Origin of the sequence: Bacillus alkalicellulosilyticus (assembly GCF_002019795.1) — a bacterium.
GTDB classification, from domain to species: Bacteria; Bacillota; Bacilli; order Bacillales; family Bacillaceae_F; genus Bacillus_AO; species Bacillus_AO alkalicellulosilyticum.
Genome location: NZ_KV917381.1, coordinates 4327338 through 4341985, shown reverse-complemented (window position 1 = coordinate 4341985; position 14648 = coordinate 4327338). Strand labels below are relative to the sequence as shown.

Below are 14648 nucleotides of genomic sequence, written 5' to 3'. Positions count from 1 at the left end.
GTTGTACCACCCTCTCGTGTGAGGTTAATTTTATTTGTTTTTATCTACGTCATAAATCCAAAAGCGTTCATAACGAATCCATTCTTCGGTTTCAAGTCCTTCTTTTAACTTTTGTTCTGCTACTGCAGCAACTTCTTGCATTTGAGTCGTATGAGCTTTTAAGGCTAACAACTTTTGGTTAATGAATTCACTTATTTCATAAACAATATCTGGTTTCCCTAAATCCGCTACACTGTTATTGGTAATCGCTATAGCATGAACAACTGGACGTTCTTTTTTAGGCAATAATGAAACAGCCTTCATCACGATTTCACCGCATGCATCATGGTCAGGGTGAATAGCATAGCCAGGATAAAAAGTAATGACTAGTGAAGGTTTCAATTCAACAAGGATTTCTTTAATCGAGGACGCTACCTTATCAAAATCTTCAAACTCAATTGTTTTATCATGAAGTCCAAGAAAACGTAAGTCGTCAATTTGTAATATTTGAGCAGCCTCTTCCATTTCTTTTTTTCGGATGGAAGGCAAGGATTCTCTTGTTGCAATTGGCGGATTGCCAAAGTTACGTCCCATTTCTCCGAGTGTCATACAAACATAAGTCACTGGGGTTCCGTTCTGTTTATGTTTTAATATTGTACCTGCCGAAGAAAATGACTCATCATCAGGATGTGGCAAAATAACTAGAACATGCTTTTCCATATACACGCGCTCCTCTATTCAAATGGTGAGTCGCTTAACTGAAGAGCGACAGCTAATTTTCCGTTCTCATCTAAGCCCGCCAACAATAAGCGATTTTGTTGATCAATTTCAAAATGAGTGACACCATCAGCATATACCCAACCGAGCGGTATCTTTAGACCAACACGGTACGGCCCTGCCCCTGTTATTTTTCCGATTTCATATGTAACCAAACCGTTGCGAATAAAGACACCAGCAGAGGCGGTTGTTCCATTACGATAGGCAGTATAGGCGCCGTTTGTTGTTTCTAAATGTAAATAAAGTTCTGTAGACGTATGCTTTTCTAACCAAGATTGTACAGTTTCTTTGCGAATAATTTCCACTCACTGTAACCCCTTCCTTTATCGACCTCTATGGTAATCATACTAAACTCTAGTCTAGGTTGCATCAAAAATGGCTTCAATATTAGGGAGAAACTCATGTGAATCTCCTAAGCCGCATAACATCATAGAAGAAAAGAAAAGGAGGCACGTATATGTATCCTGTTTATCCTTACTATGATTATCGTCAAACATGTACGAATCAGCCGTTAGTATTCCCGCCGCAACATCAGCAGGTCCACCCAGGGCTTGAGTATGTCATGGTCCCACGACCAATTGCTGAAAACCTTTATTATCAGCATGCAGGAAAATTGCATGGGAAAGTAGCCTTAATTACTGGGGGAGATAGTGGCATTGGTCGAGCGGTGACAATTGCTTTTGCCAAAGAAGGTGCAGATGTAGCGATTGTTTACTACAACGAACACGAAGACGCACAAGAAACGAAAGAGAGAGTTGAACAACTAGGAAGGTCATGTTTGCTTCTCCAGGGTGACTTAGGGGACTCTACTTTTGCTAAAGAAACGGTAGCTCAGACGATAAATGCGTACGGGAAAATAGATATCCTCATCAACAATCATGCTGTTCAGTATGTACAAGAAAGCCTACTAGATATTTCAGATGAGCAATGGGAACACACCTTTAGAACAAATGTAACAGCTTATTTTTATGTAACAAAAGCAGCCTTACCCTATTTAAAATCGGGTAGTGCGATTATTAATACGACATCGGTGACAGCGTACCAAGGGCACGAGAAACTTATTGACTACTCATGTACAAGAGGAGCCATTGTAACGTTTACAAGGTCATTGGCCTTATCTCTTGCCAAAGACAATATTAGAGTAAATGCAGTTGCGCCTGGACCGATTTGGACACCGTTGATTCCGTCAAGCTTTCCAGCAGAAGAAGTAGAAACGTTTGGAACGGATGTCCCTATGAAAAGACCAGGGCAACCTTTTGAATTAGCACCAACGTATGTTTATTTAGCTTCAGTAGACTCATCGTATGTAACGGGACAAGTGCTACATGTAAATGGCGGTCGTATTGTAGGTGGCTAAAAAGGAATAGATAAATAGCTAATTTTGTGATAAACTAAAGTAGAAATACTGTCAAGGAAGGCAATATTTCGACAAATGAGTTAAAAAATAAATAATGATAGAAAACATATAATGTTAGTGAGACGATAGATAGAAAGTCTATCCGTGGCCTAGCTTCTTTACAAAGAAGCTAGGTTTTTTTATGTAGGGGGTTATTAGTAGATGATGGCAGTGTGTGAACCGTTAGAAATCCTAAAGGAATATGTAAACGAGCTATATGAGGTGAGGTTAGGGAAAACACCAGAGCGGGTTGATTTACAACAAACTAGTTTTGGTTTTGTCCTTCGATTTGAAGGGTATTTAACCCATATTGAAAAAACGGTACTTGTTCAAAAGGGGCCAAAGTTTGTAAAAGAACTACGAGAAATTAGTATGCTAGAAATATCTTCTGAAATCAAAAAATGGTGTGAGGAGAATTCCTTAGATAAAGTAGACGCGGTGTTAGATGATTGGAATTATTTTCAGGATACGGGCTGCATTCTAGTAAAAACAAATGATTGGAAACGTAACAAAATCATATCTCTGATTCCTCTAAATTTCATCGATGAAGTAAGAGCTATTAGTAGTAAAGAATTTAACCGTCCTTTGGAAGAAGAATGGGTACAGGTAAACGATTCTATTTCACTTCTACAACAAAAAGGATTTCTTTTGCCGTTTGACCGAACAATGGTTGACAAAGGGTTAGAACATTTGCTTTATGACCGTGAGTGTAATGTGCGAGGAGAAATTCAAAAGCATAAACGGATGTTAGAAGAAAGCTGCAATCGAGAAATTGCTGATATCTTTCTTAATTTTAATTATGAAAAAGATGTAGTTACATTTATATTTTTCTTTATAAACAACGAATAACACTTAATTATAAGGTGGTTTTTGATAAATATATGCCATTTGGAAAAACAAGGCTAGTAATTAACGCGCAGAAAGGGTATAAAGAAAGGAGAAGGTAGAAGGCAAGTAAAGAAATTCTTGGAGGGGTTATGATGAGTACATACGAGAAATTTTTTCAGGACAACCTCACAATATTAGAATATGTGAATAGCTTATCCTTAATAGCTAAATTATCAGAAGGCTGTACCACCGAATTAGAGGATTTGCTTTGCCGATTAAAGACCATTGCTGATACCAATACGTCAACCACGTTTTTAGTAAAGGGAATTATTAGGGAGTACAATGAGCTTAGGATATATAGTAAAAGGCTAAGAACCATTGAACAAAGAAATGAAAGAACTAAGAATGAATATTCACTGTCTTGGACTAATGAGTATCATGAAATCATCGTGGTAGGAAGAGCGATTGTCGAGAGTCTCTGTGAAATTTTATATTCCTTAGATGATATTTTAGAAAAAATGAAAAATATCTATCCGACACTTGAGGAACAACCTTCTTTTGACCGAGAAGAATTTCATCATATCCAGCTACAAATACAGTATATTAAGAGGACAATAAACCAAATACTCTCCTTAAGGCATTCTAGCAAATAAAAGGAGTTGGTTTTCATTCAACTTAACATCTTAACTTGTAATATCCGTCATGGCAAAGGGCTTGATGGAAACGTTAAAATTGAGCGTGTTGCCGACCTTATTACAAAAACAAATGCATCGATTGTTGGGTTAAATGAAGTTGATTGTCACTATTCAAAGAGAAGTTACTATACAGACCAAGTCAATTGGTTAGCGCAACATCTTAACTTACATTCGTTTTTTGCTCCAGCAATTTCAAATAAATACGGAAATGTTCTGCTATCCAAATATCCAATTAAAAAGCCGATTAATCATCTTATCACCTCTAGATGGTTTGAAAACCGATCGATTCTTGAAGCTGACCTTATCGTTCATACAAAAGCGATTAAGGTCATTATTACACATTTTAGTTTATTGCCTTGGTTACAAAGGAAGCACAGAAAAAGGGTAATAGAAAGAATTAATAATTCAGAACTCCCAATTGTTGTAATGGGTGATTTTAATCAAACAAGAGATTCAAGATTTTATAGACAGTTGTGTCAAAGCTTTACAGATGCCGCTTTGTTTCATGGCAAGAAACCAGAGCATACCTTTCACTCGAGTTTTCCTTTTATTGGGCTCGATTATATTCTTCTAAGTCCTGTGATAAAAGTTGTTGACTCACATGTGGTTGACAGTCGCATTTCCGATCATTTACCCTTTCTTGCGACAATAGAATTGTAAAGTTATCGAAGTGGAAGTGAGAACGATGAACTTACCGGAGCAGTGGAATCAAATCTTAAAGAATGAATGCAACAAAGCGTATTATTTAACATTAATGAGAACAATTGATCAAGAGTATGAAGACGAAGTAGTTTTTCCTCCAAAATCAGACATTTTTTATGCGTTTGAACTAACTCCTTTTGACGATGTTAAAGTAGTTATCGTAGGACAAGACCCCTATCATGGACCTGAGCAAGCTCAGGGTTTAAGTTTCTCGGTGAAACCAGGAGTAAAAATCCCGCCATCCTTACAAAATATCTTCAAAGAGCTTAAGAACGACTTACAAATGGAAGCACCGACACAAGGGTGCTTGATTCCTTGGGCAAAACAAGGGGTATTATTGCTAAATACCGTTTTAACGGTTAGGCAAGGTCATGCAAACTCTCATAAAAAACTAGGGTGGGAAACATTCACAGATGCGGTGATTACAGCGTTAAACGCGAGAGAAAAACCAGTTATTTTTCTGTTATGGGGACGTCATGCTCAAATGAAGGAAACATTGCTTACAGGAAAACATCACACAATACTAAAAGCTTCCCATCCAAGTCCTTTGTCAGCAAGAACAGGCTTTTTTGGGAGTAAGCCTTTTTCCACAATTAATTCAATACTTACCAGTCAAGGTGAACCACCAATAGATTGGCGTTTAAAAAAAGGGAAGTGTCTAGGATGAACTAGATACTTCCCTTTTTATTATAGAGAGTGGTAACTACGTATCGGGTAAATCTATCCCGTTTATTTAAAAGTTTACTTGATTACCTAATACTTAGATAAATCAAACATTATAAAAACAGCTATACAATAAGGTTTCGTGAGGTTTTTTAAATACCGTGTCAGATCTTCTAACAATATCGTAGATTGATAAATTGAGCCGTGTATAATAAGGGTAACATTAAATGTTAGTTAAGTTAACACTAACACGATATATTGAGGGGAGAGGTAAAAATGGATCCAATTTATTTAATGAATAACGTTTGGATTATGGTTTGTGCAGTGCTTGTTCTTTTAATGCAAGGGGGCTTTATCTTACTAGAAGCGGGTTCGACTAGAATGAAAAATGCTGGTCATATCGCTGGTAAAACAATCTTTACTGTAGGTATAGCTTCACTCGTTTTCTGGGCAGTAGGGTATGGATTTATTTATGGAGAATCAAATGGACTTTTTGGAACGACGGACTTCTTCTTTGGAGATTTTACAACAGTTATTGATGGGTTAGCTGGATCGATTGATTTCTTCTTCCAACTAGCATTCGCAGCAATTGCTTTAACGATTGCGTTTGGTGGTTTTGCTGAACGGGCAAAACTTTCAGCTTACATCGTATTCGCCGTTTTATTCTCAGCTTTCGTTTATCCAGTAGTTGCACACTGGATTTGGGGTGATGGCTGGTTAGGAGGATTAGGAAAACAAGATTTTGCTGGTTCAACAGTAGTTCACTTAACAGGTGCAATGGCAGCTTTAGCAGCAACAATTATTCTAAAACCACGTATTGGGAAATACAATAAAGATGGTTCTGCTAACGACTTAGCAGGTCACAACCAAGTATATACAGCTTTAGGTGTTCTCATTCTATGGGTAGGTTGGTTTGGATTTAACGCAGGTAGTACATTAGGTGTTGACGATGCATTCTTTGGTTATGTAGCATTAAACACACAACTTGCAGCAGCTGCTGGTGCAGTAGCAGCTCTATTAATTGCATGGGCAGTAACCGGTAAATCAGATGTTCCAACTATGTTAAATGGTGCACTTGCAGGTCTTGTTGCTATCACAGCATCTTGTGCATTCGTAGCTCCTTGGGCAGCGGTAGTCATCGGATTAATTGGTGGATTAATTGTATTCTTCAGTATGAAATTCTTTGATAGAGCTAGAATTGATGACCCAATCTTCGCATTATCTGTTCATGGTGTTGCAGGGGTATGGGGAACGATTTCAACAGGATTCTTTGCTACGCCAGAATTAGCTGAAATGAATGGTGGAGCAGCTGGACTATTCTATGGTGGCGGACTAGGACAATTAGGAGTTCAAACGATTGGGGTTGTTTCATCCGGTCTTTACGCATTCGTGATTTCATTCATCATTTTATTAGCAATGAAAGCCGTAATGAAAGGAATTCGTGTTACGGAAGAAGAAGAGATTATTGGTCTAGATATGAGTGAGCATGGCAGCTACGGCTACCCAGAGAGTATGCCTTCTCAAAAATCTTCTTAATGTCTCACTAGAAAAGAATATACCTTACGAATGGAGGGTCATTATGGACACATACGAAAAGCTTAAGCAGTGGCGTCAAGAACAGATGAAAAGTAATTCAACTGACCATTATAAGCTGAATCTATTTCATGATGACCTCATTCAAAAGGTTGTACAGATAGCTTTAGAAAAAGTGAAAAGTGAGTGGGGAGAACCCCCTGCTCACTTTGCTTTCTTTATGATGGGTAGTGCAGCTCGTTTTGAACAAGCGATTTGGAGTGATCAAGACCATGGCATTATCTATGAAAATACTAGTGAACCTGATAAAAAAGACTATTTTTTAAGAGTAGGTGAAGAGCTCTCCACGGGCTTTGCAATAACAGGATATGAACGCTGTGATGGCATGGTAATGGCCAACAACTCTAAATGGTGTAACTCAATTCATGATTGGGAACAACAATTGAGAAACTGGTTAGAGCAAGAAAAATGGGAAACGCTTCGCCATGTCATAACATTTATTGATTCAAGAGTTATTTATGGAAAAAAAGAGTTATTATCACAACTGAAAAAGATAGTATTTTCTGAGATTCAAGAAAATCCTCAACTCCTTATTCGGTTTTTAGAAAATGTAGAACATCGCAAAAAAGCGATTGGTATCTTCGGACAGCTATTGCCTGAACAGTTTGGGGAACGTGCAGGGAGTCTTCAATTTAAACATGCTGTTCTTTTTCCATATGTGAATTCCATGCGATTGTTAGCTTTAAAAGAGGGAATTGAAGATGCATCAACCATAACTCGAATGCAACAGCTACCTGAGAAATACAACAAGATTAAAGAATTTGAAACAGAGTTTAGTGAACTATTATCTTTCAGGTTAAAAGTCCAACAAGATGTGAGGGATTATGACTCTGTTCATTATATTCAGCTAGAAAAGCTAACCCATAATGAAAAAGAACAGCTTAAAAGGTTTATTAGGGGGGGCAAACGTCTTTATAACGAAACGAAAAGATGGATTGAAAAAGGGTGTTCAACATGGTCATGAATCAAATGGTCCAATTCATGAAGCAACTTTCTGGAAAGCTTAGTCCAAATGTATATACATCTGTTCAACAGCAAAACAGTGCATCACAAGTCGCTTTTTTACGCCAACTTCAACGAGAGCTAAAACGAGAGGATGTGTTAGAAATTCCTCTTGAACAATTGCAAGTTGTTGTATTTGATTTGGAAACTACAGGTTTTTACCCTGATAAGGGCGACCGTATTTTATCCATTGGAGCTGTTAAAATGAATGGCCTTGAAATACTAGAAGATGAATTTTATTCGTTAGTGCATAGTGAGGAGGCCCCCTCACCAGAAATTGAACAACTAACTGGTATTAGCAAAGACCAGTTAGTTGAAGCACCTCCTTTACAAGAAGTCCTAGAGAGCTTTTATAAGTTTATAAACAGAGATACGTTAGTAGCTCACCATGCTAGACATGAAAAAAACTTCATGCAGCATGCGACATGGGCGGTTACAAGAACGAGCTTTCAGCATCGAATAGTAGATACGTCATTTTTAACAAAAATAGTTTCTCCAGAGGCTGAACTTGTGACGTTAGAAGATTGCTGTCACCATCATGGAATAGAAATAACAACACGTCATCATGCACTAGCTGATGCCATCATGACTGCTAAGCTTTGGAGCGAGAATGTGAAACTTATTAAAGAAATGGGTTTTAAGCACTTGAGTGATGTATATAGTGCTCTTGCCAAAATGAAGTAAATGTAGGTACAGCAAAAATAGTTTTCATCATTTGATTAAAGAAGCTATAAAGAACGATGCGAAAAGGAGGGAGGGTAATTTGAGAAGAGACGTTCCTCGCCATATCGCCCTATTCCCAATAAGTGTAGTAAAGGAAATGACGAATTTAACAGCAAGACAAATTCGCTATTATGAAGAACAGGGGTTAATTAAACCAGCAAGAAATGACGGCAATCAACGTTTGTTTTCTCTTAATGATATTGATTGCTTTTTAGAGATAAAGTCACTTATCGATAAAGGCGTCAATATAGCAGGTATTAAGGCTGTGTTCGATTCAAGAAAGACAAATGACAATTCCTTGCCTTCTGAACCTGAGGAAGCCGTATATTCCGAAGAGTGGGAAGAGCTAGTTGAAATTGCGAGAATGAAAATAAAACAACGATTAACGGAGCGAGACTAAAATAAAGATAGAATGGATGGCACTGTAAAAGTATAAAACCGAACTTTTACAATGACTATGATTATGGTTGCAATGGCTCCACTCGTAGCAGGCTTATAAAAAAAGCAACGGTTACGCACATTGCATCGAGTGCACTGTAAAAGTATAAAACCGAACTTTTACAGTGCACTCGTAGAATGTTATACTAGTATAGATAGTGTGGAGAGAAAACATAAAAACAGGACGAAAAGAGGCCGGAACAAAAGGGTATATCACTTTTGTTCCGGCCTCTAAGCAATAACAGTCCTACTTACTTAGCTTATTCCGAAAATTCTTTAATGCTCTCCATTTCTATTTCTGTCTCTGGTGTAAATGAAACGTAGTATTTTACATATCCGCTTTCATCTTTGCGGTTTCCTTCGATAATGTTTCCGTTAATCGTTACAGAGTCATATAGATAACCCTCTTTGTTTAAGATCGTTTGAATCGATTTAACGTCTTCATAGAATTGTTCCTTCTCACGATTCGTAACATCTAAGAACATGTGCATTGAAAACGGTTTTTCTAACTCCATCTGCTTTGACCACGGTTGCTCAGAAGAATATTCTCCTTTTAAAATTTCCAATTGGACATCAACAGAGTGAACAGAAGAAACATTATTTTCTAAAAGAATAGATTGGATGTCAGAGGCTGCTTCTTGGCTAAGTCTTTCCATTGCTTCATAATCTAAATTTTCCGTGTAAATTCCATCTATCATCACGGTTGGCTTAAACCAACCTCTAACGGTAAAGTAATAAGTCTCAGGTGTGTTCGATGTTTCAGAAGTGCTTCCGATCTCAATAACATCAAACGCATATTCTTTAAACTTAAAGTCATAAAAGCCTTCATCAATACGGAATGTTTTATCCTCGTAATGTTCTGCAAGATAATTGTCGACAGTTCTTTTGGCGTACCATTTACTTAGCGGATTGCCGTTAAATTCATTGTATATAAACAAAATACTACCAACTAGAAAAAGCAATATTATGCTATAAACCATTTTCTTTTTACTCATACGCTTACCCTCTTTCTTTTAGTTTCAATAGTATATAGGCTATTAGATTACCAACAACAGCAAATGCATAATGAATAGAAGCTACTAACATAGACCCCAAAATGGTTTGAGAGATAAATGAAAAGAAGGTGAGATCCGGCAACATGTGACTCGCACGATAATCACTTATATTTATCGAGATCGACCAAAATAAAATTGGGAGAAACGAAATGTAAAATACCATTTTCGGATCTTTGTAAAACAGGTATGTGACCATGCCTAATACGCCATACCAGAGAATAAACCCAAAGTTTTCATTTAGCATAGAGGTCTGAATCGCTAGAAAGAAAGAGATTCCCATGAATAGAATTTGAAACAAAGCTAGCTTTCTTTTTATTGATTTCATCATTTCCTCGACTTGACCATTTGGTTGGATGTCCTCTTTTGGCAAAGGTAACGTTGACTCATGAATAAGTTTGTGAACTTCCTCATGTTGATCCGCTTGTTCCTCTACCCACTTTGTCGTGTCTTCACTAAGGAGTCCTTCCTGATATAGAGGCATTAAATCCTCAATGATGGCACGCATTTGCTTATCCATAATATCCCTCCATTTCTTTTTGGATTTTCAGCTTAGCGCGATGAAAGGTCACTCTTGCATAGTTCTCACTTTTATTTAGTAACACACCAATTTCTTTAAAGGATAATTCGCCATACACTCGTAAAATAACGATTTCTTTAGAAATTTCATCTAAGTGTGCAATTTGTGAATGAAGTGTTATGTGCTCTTCTTTTTGTAAGATGTCCTCCTCGGGTGTCGTCGTTTGTGAAGTTTGACTTTCTTTTATGACCTTTTCAAAAAGAGTTTCTTTATACTTTTTCGTACGGTAATACTTCTTTAGCCTATTTTTTGCGATTGAAAATAGCCAGGTTTGAATTGTTGCTTGACCCGAAAAGGAATTCACGCCTTTTAACGCTTCGTAAAAAACTTCTTGAGTTAAATCTTCAGCCATTTCTTTATTAGAGGTTTTTACAAAGAAAAACGCATAAATTCGGGGCTGAATCTCTTTATAAAGTTCCTCTATGTTCATTTTCCTCTCCCTTTTTTATTAGATAGTCGACTTTCTTATAAGGTTAGTACCTTCAGAACTCACTTTGTTACATCTATTTTTAAAAATAATTTTATTTTCTTTTTAGCTCATTTCTCTAAAGCTGTTCATCTCTCCTTCTTTACCTTGTAGATGATGAAAAAGCATAAGAATCACGGGTGTGGTATACTTTTAACCGAGAAAAGATAAAGAGGGTGAAAAGGTGAAAATCTCTGCACAAACTATCATGACAAAGATAGAAGATGAATTGAATCAAATGAAAAGGGCTTTATTACAAGAAGATGAATTAAAAGTGAGGGAACATGCAAGAATGGTGAAGGGGTATTGTGAGCTTTTAACCAATGGCGATAAAACAACAGACCAAATCGTTATCAAAAAAACAAGCTTTCCTCATGAAGAAAAAGAATCTTCACCTGAAAATCATAACAGCTTATTAGATTTTTAAAATAAAGGAGAAAAAAATGATTAAATTATTCGTTATTCTTGGTGCTATTAATGCAGCGGTTGTGATTGCCCTAGGAGCGTTTGGGGCTCATGCGCTAGAACAAAAAGTAACAGAACGGTTTTTAAAGATTTATCAAACGGGCGTACAGTATCATATGTACCATGCGATGGGATTAATTTTTGTAGGTCTCATTGCTGGGAAATTATCTTCATTAAACATAATACATACAGCAGGTTGGTTTATGCTAGTCGGAATCGTTTTGTTTTCTGGAAGTCTATATGTGTTGAGTTTGACGGGAATTACTAAATTCGGAATGATAACTCCAATTGGGGGACTAGCCTTTATTATTGGATGGGTATTGGTCATAGTAGCGGTAATGAGAGGGTAAAGAAAAGGGTGGGACAAAGGTTATTGTTGCCTTTGTCCCACCCTTTACACAATGAGCGAAACGACACTTTCTATCGTGGAGGATATTGAGATAGTACACCTTGTTGAACGGCACCAAACGGATAATCGTATTCAGGGTGCTCTAAAAACTCGATATAATCAAGGTAAACCATTAATAGTAAGTAATGTTTTTCAGACTGTGTATCTTGTAAAATGATATGGTCTCGACCGGCTTCTTCAATGATACCAGTAAAGATTCGGGCATTCCATTCAACGTTGTTTTCAAATGTCATATATACCGTGACAACTTTTCCTCGGTTTAATCGTAAGATATTTTCAATATAAGACATTTCCATCGGTAACATACCTGGAACGGATGGAAATTGAGGTTGAAATTGTGGTTGTGGTGCATAAAAAGGCGGTGGTACGGGTGCCTGAAACTGTGGTGGCGGGAATGGCATTTGTTGTTGCGGAAATGGCTGAGCAAACTGTTGGGCAAATTGTTCCTGTTGCGCAAACTGCTGTTCAGGTTGCTGAGCAGATGATGGAGCTTGTTGACCTGGTTGTTGTTGATACATTATGTTTCACTCCTTCTTAGAGAATTAATTTTTTAAAAGGTACCGAACACACTTGGACAAGCCGATGCTAATGGTGTGTAAAAGCAATGGAGTTTATATCTTCCTGTATTCCATTGACCCCACCATTGAGCGGGGCAAGAACCAGTCGGTCTAAAAAACCATAAGGCATTCGAGGCTGGGTGGTGTCTCTCCCCTCTTACTAATTTTCGCGCTAAATTAATTTCCCTTTCTCTTGCTCCTTGATAGAAATATCCCTTTTGAGTGGCTTCAAAGCCTCCTGGAGATTGCCAAACCATACGCTCTACGGTGTTAATATGAACAAAGTCAAGACAGTCTGCACGAACGCGGTTCACCATCACGTTCCCGGCCTTTAACATGCCAAGGTCGCCTTCCCCTTCTGCTTCGGCTCTTATAAGGCGTGCTAATATCTTCAAATCGCTTTCGGTAGTTTTTATAACGGCCAAACCCTCACCTCCATAAAGATTCATAGATGCATGACGACTGATGATTGGCTGCGAAAGGTCAAGACTATGTAGGTTTCATCCGACATAGAGCCTATGAAAGCAGATAGTTCAATATATGCTCGCTTATTTTTGAATATTCGTACTAACTAAGAGGAGATGTTAAAAAAGAGTGTGACAAAAGGTTTTTCCTTTTGTCACACTCTAATAAAATATAGCTTATTCAAAGAGAGCGATGGTTTCGCACATCGCATTTAATAAGAAAACCAAAACACGGTTTTCTTATTATACATAAAAGAAGCGGGAGATGGATTCTTCTGGGAGGATGTTTCCTACATAGAATGAGCCGAAATCGCCGTATCGGGCAGAAACTTCGTCAAAACGCATTTCATACACAAGTTTCTTAAATTGAAGTACGTCGTCAGCAAAGAGGGTAACTCCCCATTCCCAATCGTCAAAGCCAACAGATCCTGTAATGATCTGCTTTACTTTTCCAGCATATTGACGACCGATCATTCCATGACTACGCATGAGTGAACGACGCTCATCCATCGGAAGCATATACCAATTGTCGTTTCCTTCTCTACGCTTGTCCATCGGATAGAAGCATACATGCTTTGCTTTTGGTAATGTAGGAAATAGACGTGCACGAACCTCTGGATTTTCCATTGGGTCTCCGCCATCTTTTCCAGCCATATAATTACTTAATTCTACAACAGACACATAAGAAAAGGAAGGAAGTGTATATTCAGCAAATCTTGTTTTATTAAATGCATTTTCAATGTCATTTAACTCTTCCATTGTTGGACGTAAAAGCATAATCATAAAATCTGCTTTTTGTCCGACAATGGAATAAAGCGCATGACTGCCTTCACCGTCTTGTTCGGTCTTCTTCCATTTTTCTAATGTACCAAGCAATTCGTTGACAATTTGTTGGCGTTCTTCACTATCTAATGATTTCCAAGCAGGCCAATTCATTGTTCGAAAATCATGAAGAGAATACCAACCATCTAATGTTACTGCAGCTTCAGCCATTATGTAACCACTCCTTTATTCACATTCATTATCTAACTACACACTACTATACCATAGTTCATTTTAAAGCAAAAAAAAGACGATGTGAACAAAAGCTGGCAATGGCAGTTACTTTTTCTTTTTCTGAATAAAGGATAAAACGGCTGCTCGGTGTTCTTTTGTCTTTCCTGCCAATCGTTGAGCATGTACTTCTTGTTGTAATACATCTGCTAGCGAATGTTCAAAGGAGCTTTTCATGTTTTTCTTCATATAGCCATAGGCTGTTTGTGATTGGGAAACAAGTTGACTAATCAAAGCCGTGGGTTCGCCAATTTGATGAATTAACCCAATTCTATAAGCTTCTTCTGCAGCTATCGGGTCCCCCAATGCCAGTTCTAGTGCTTTACTTAATCCGACAAGACGCGGTAAAAAAAACGAAGCTCCTGCATCAGGTACAAGTCCTATCTTTAAGAAACTAAGTGCGAACTTAGCGTCATAGCTAGCGCTTCTGAAATCACATGCTAAGGCTAAGCTTAACCCAGCACCAGCAGCAAAACCGTTTATAAAGGCAACGGTTGGTTTTTCGATAGAATCTAGATACAATAACAACTTGTTATACGTTTCTTTTAAGTAATCACCGTAATCCATACTTTCTACTTCTTCAAGAGGAATGCTTTTTAAATCAGCTCCAGAAGAAAAAGAATCGCCAGCACCGGTTAAAACGATGACCTTTACATCTTTATCTTCATTGGCATTTGTAAAAGCTTCAAATAATTGCTTATGTGTCGTTTTATCGATAGCATTTTTAACCTCAGGTCTTGTGATTGTAATTGTAGCCACGTGATTTTTTACATCATAATCAATGTGCTTACTCATTTCTACCACTC

At 37.6% G+C, this 14648-nt stretch carries 20 protein-coding genes; 11 read left to right on the top strand and 9 right to left on the bottom strand.

From position 1 onward, the window contains the following. Nucleotides 1-30: 30 nt before the first annotated feature. Together bshB2 and BK585_RS21750 are read right to left on the bottom strand one after the other, a co-directional pair. On the bottom strand, nucleotides 31-699 hold the full coding sequence (gene bshB2, locus BK585_RS21755) for a bacillithiol biosynthesis deacetylase BshB2 (RefSeq protein WP_078556248.1): 669 nt from the start codon (nucleotides 697-699) through the stop codon (nucleotides 31-33). Nucleotides 700-713: 14 nt separating this feature from the next. After that, a complete protein-coding gene (locus BK585_RS21750) occupies nucleotides 714-1061 on the bottom strand; it encodes a YojF family protein (protein WP_078556247.1) in 348 nt (115 codons plus the stop codon). Nucleotides 1062-1213: 152 nt separating this feature from the next. Here BK585_RS21750 and BK585_RS21745 point away from each other — a divergent pair, with 152 nt between their 5' ends. From BK585_RS21745 to BK585_RS24695, 9 genes are all read left to right on the top strand, one after another. Continuing rightward, nucleotides 1214-2113, top strand: coding sequence for an SDR family oxidoreductase (locus BK585_RS21745; protein WP_078556245.1), 900 nt, complete (start codon nucleotides 1214-1216; stop codon nucleotides 2111-2113). Nucleotides 2114-2314: 201 nt separating this feature from the next. Next, entirely contained in the window at nucleotides 2315-3001 is a 687-nt protein-coding gene (locus BK585_RS21740; RefSeq protein ID WP_078556243.1) for a Na-translocating system protein MpsC family protein, read from the top strand. A 131-nt stretch (nucleotides 3002-3132) separates the two neighbouring features. Then, nucleotides 3133-3633 carry a hypothetical protein gene (locus BK585_RS21735; RefSeq protein WP_078556241.1) on the top strand — a complete coding sequence of 167 codons (501 nt, stop codon included), beginning with the start codon at nucleotides 3133-3135 and terminating at the stop codon, nucleotides 3631-3633. 6 nt (nucleotides 3634-3639) lie between these two features. Then, the gene (locus BK585_RS21730) at nucleotides 3640-4335 is read left to right on the top strand and encodes an endonuclease/exonuclease/phosphatase family protein (RefSeq protein WP_078556239.1); all 696 of its coding nucleotides are present in this window, start codon (nucleotides 3640-3642) and stop codon (nucleotides 4333-4335) included. Between the two features lie 25 nt (nucleotides 4336-4360). Continuing rightward, nucleotides 4361-5044: a uracil-DNA glycosylase gene (locus tag BK585_RS21725; protein ID WP_078556237.1), complete on the top strand. Its 684-nt coding sequence runs from the start codon at nucleotides 4361-4363 to the stop codon at nucleotides 5042-5044. Nucleotides 5045-5316: 272 nt separating this feature from the next. Further along, a complete protein-coding gene (locus BK585_RS21720; RefSeq protein WP_078556235.1) occupies nucleotides 5317-6576 on the top strand; it encodes an ammonium transporter in 1260 nt (419 codons plus the stop codon). Nucleotides 6577-6619: 43 nt separating this feature from the next. Continuing rightward, nucleotides 6620-7597 carry a DUF294 nucleotidyltransferase-like domain-containing protein gene (locus BK585_RS21715; RefSeq protein ID WP_078556233.1) on the top strand — a complete coding sequence of 326 codons (978 nt, stop codon included), beginning with the start codon at nucleotides 6620-6622 and terminating at the stop codon, nucleotides 7595-7597. After that, the gene (locus BK585_RS21710) at nucleotides 7588-8319 is read left to right on the top strand and encodes an exonuclease domain-containing protein (RefSeq protein WP_078556231.1); all 732 of its coding nucleotides are present in this window, start codon (nucleotides 7588-7590) and stop codon (nucleotides 8317-8319) included. The genes BK585_RS21715 and BK585_RS21710 overlap by 10 nt, the downstream gene beginning before the upstream one ends. Nucleotides 8320-8455: 136 nt before the next feature. Beyond that, nucleotides 8456-8758 carry a MerR family transcriptional regulator gene (locus BK585_RS24695; protein WP_419095577.1) on the top strand — a complete coding sequence of 101 codons (303 nt, stop codon included), beginning with the start codon at nucleotides 8456-8458 and terminating at the stop codon, nucleotides 8756-8758. A gap of 298 nt (nucleotides 8759-9056) precedes the next feature. Here BK585_RS24695 and BK585_RS21700 read toward each other — a convergent pair whose 3' ends face one another. From BK585_RS21700 to BK585_RS21690, 3 genes are read right to left on the bottom strand one after another with little or no spacing between them, the layout of a single operon-like run. Further along, complete coding sequence (locus BK585_RS21700) at nucleotides 9057-9791, bottom strand: YfjL-like protein (RefSeq protein WP_078556228.1); 735 nt, start codon at nucleotides 9789-9791, stop codon at nucleotides 9057-9059. A gap of 4 nt (nucleotides 9792-9795) precedes the next feature. Further along, entirely contained in the window at nucleotides 9796-10368 is a 573-nt protein-coding gene (locus tag BK585_RS21695) for a hypothetical protein (protein ID WP_245805886.1), read from the bottom strand. Continuing rightward, complete coding sequence (locus tag BK585_RS21690) at nucleotides 10361-10858, bottom strand: RNA polymerase sigma factor (protein ID WP_078556226.1); 498 nt, start codon at nucleotides 10856-10858, stop codon at nucleotides 10361-10363. The genes BK585_RS21695 and BK585_RS21690 overlap by 8 nt, the downstream gene beginning before the upstream one ends. Nucleotides 10859-11078: 220 nt before the next feature. Here BK585_RS21690 and BK585_RS21685 point away from each other — a divergent pair, with 220 nt between their 5' ends. Together BK585_RS21685 and BK585_RS21680 are read left to right on the top strand one after the other, a co-directional pair. Further along, the gene (locus BK585_RS21685) at nucleotides 11079-11321 is read left to right on the top strand and encodes a DUF5327 family protein (RefSeq protein WP_078556225.1); all 243 of its coding nucleotides are present in this window, start codon (nucleotides 11079-11081) and stop codon (nucleotides 11319-11321) included. 19 nt (nucleotides 11322-11340) lie between these two features. Continuing rightward, entirely contained in the window at nucleotides 11341-11709 is a 369-nt protein-coding gene (locus BK585_RS21680) for a DUF423 domain-containing protein (RefSeq protein WP_078556987.1), read from the top strand. 70 nt (nucleotides 11710-11779) lie between these two features. On the opposite strand, the gene gerQ is transcribed toward BK585_RS21680, so the two are convergent. The 4 genes from gerQ to BK585_RS21660 all read right to left on the bottom strand — a co-directional run bounded on the left by gerQ (nucleotide 11780) and on the right by BK585_RS21660 (nucleotide 14637). Then, nucleotides 11780-12286: a spore coat protein GerQ gene (gerQ, locus tag BK585_RS21675; protein ID WP_078556224.1), complete on the bottom strand. Its 507-nt coding sequence runs from the start codon at nucleotides 12284-12286 to the stop codon at nucleotides 11780-11782. A 32-nt stretch (nucleotides 12287-12318) separates the two neighbouring features. After that, complete coding sequence (locus BK585_RS21670; RefSeq protein WP_078556223.1) at nucleotides 12319-12750, bottom strand: cell wall hydrolase; 432 nt, start codon at nucleotides 12748-12750, stop codon at nucleotides 12319-12321. A 282-nt stretch (nucleotides 12751-13032) separates the two neighbouring features. Next, nucleotides 13033-13782, bottom strand: a complete 750-nt coding sequence (hemQ, locus tag BK585_RS21665) for a hydrogen peroxide-dependent heme synthase (protein ID WP_078556221.1) — start codon at nucleotides 13780-13782, stop codon at nucleotides 13033-13035. Between the two features lie 108 nt (nucleotides 13783-13890). Next, nucleotides 13891-14637, bottom strand: a complete 747-nt coding sequence (locus tag BK585_RS21660) for an enoyl-CoA hydratase/isomerase family protein (protein WP_078556220.1) — start codon at nucleotides 14635-14637, stop codon at nucleotides 13891-13893. Nucleotides 14638-14648: the final 11 nt, after the last annotated feature.

Bases quoted from the DNA above. Each gene is read 5' to 3' on its own strand.
- bshB2 (WP_078556248.1), bottom strand. From the start codon at position 699: ATGGAAAAGCATGTTCTAGTTATTTTGCCACATCCTGATGATGAGTCA.
- BK585_RS21745 (WP_078556245.1), top strand. From the start codon at position 1,214: ATGTATCCTGTTTATCCTTACTATGATTATCGTCAAACATGTACGAAT.
- BK585_RS21740 (WP_078556243.1), top strand. From the start codon at position 2,315: ATGATGGCAGTGTGTGAACCGTTAGAAATCCTAAAGGAATATGTAAAC.
- BK585_RS21735 (WP_078556241.1), top strand. From the start codon at position 3,133: ATGAGTACATACGAGAAATTTTTTCAGGACAACCTCACAATATTAGAA.
- BK585_RS21725 (WP_078556237.1), top strand. From the start codon at position 4,361: ATGAACTTACCGGAGCAGTGGAATCAAATCTTAAAGAATGAATGCAAC.
- BK585_RS21720 (WP_078556235.1), top strand. From the start codon at position 5,317: ATGGATCCAATTTATTTAATGAATAACGTTTGGATTATGGTTTGTGCA.
- BK585_RS21715 (WP_078556233.1), top strand. From the start codon at position 6,620: ATGGACACATACGAAAAGCTTAAGCAGTGGCGTCAAGAACAGATGAAA.
- BK585_RS21710 (WP_078556231.1), top strand. From the start codon at position 7,588: ATGGTCATGAATCAAATGGTCCAATTCATGAAGCAACTTTCTGGAAAG.
- BK585_RS24695 (WP_419095577.1), top strand. From the start codon at position 8,456: ATGACGAATTTAACAGCAAGACAAATTCGCTATTATGAAGAACAGGGG.
- BK585_RS21700 (WP_078556228.1), bottom strand. From the start codon at position 9,791: ATGAGTAAAAAGAAAATGGTTTATAGCATAATATTGCTTTTTCTAGTT.
- BK585_RS21695 (WP_245805886.1), bottom strand. From the start codon at position 10,368: ATGGATAAGCAAATGCGTGCCATCATTGAGGATTTAATGCCTCTATAT.
- BK585_RS21690 (WP_078556226.1), bottom strand. From the start codon at position 10,858: ATGAACATAGAGGAACTTTATAAAGAGATTCAGCCCCGAATTTATGCG.
- gerQ (WP_078556224.1), bottom strand. From the start codon at position 12,286: ATGTATCAACAACAACCAGGTCAACAAGCTCCATCATCTGCTCAGCAA.
- hemQ (WP_078556221.1), bottom strand. From the start codon at position 13,782: ATGGCTGAAGCTGCAGTAACATTAGATGGTTGGTATTCTCTTCATGAT.
- BK585_RS21660 (WP_078556220.1), bottom strand. From the start codon at position 14,637: ATGAGTAAGCACATTGATTATGATGTAAAAAATCACGTGGCTACAATT.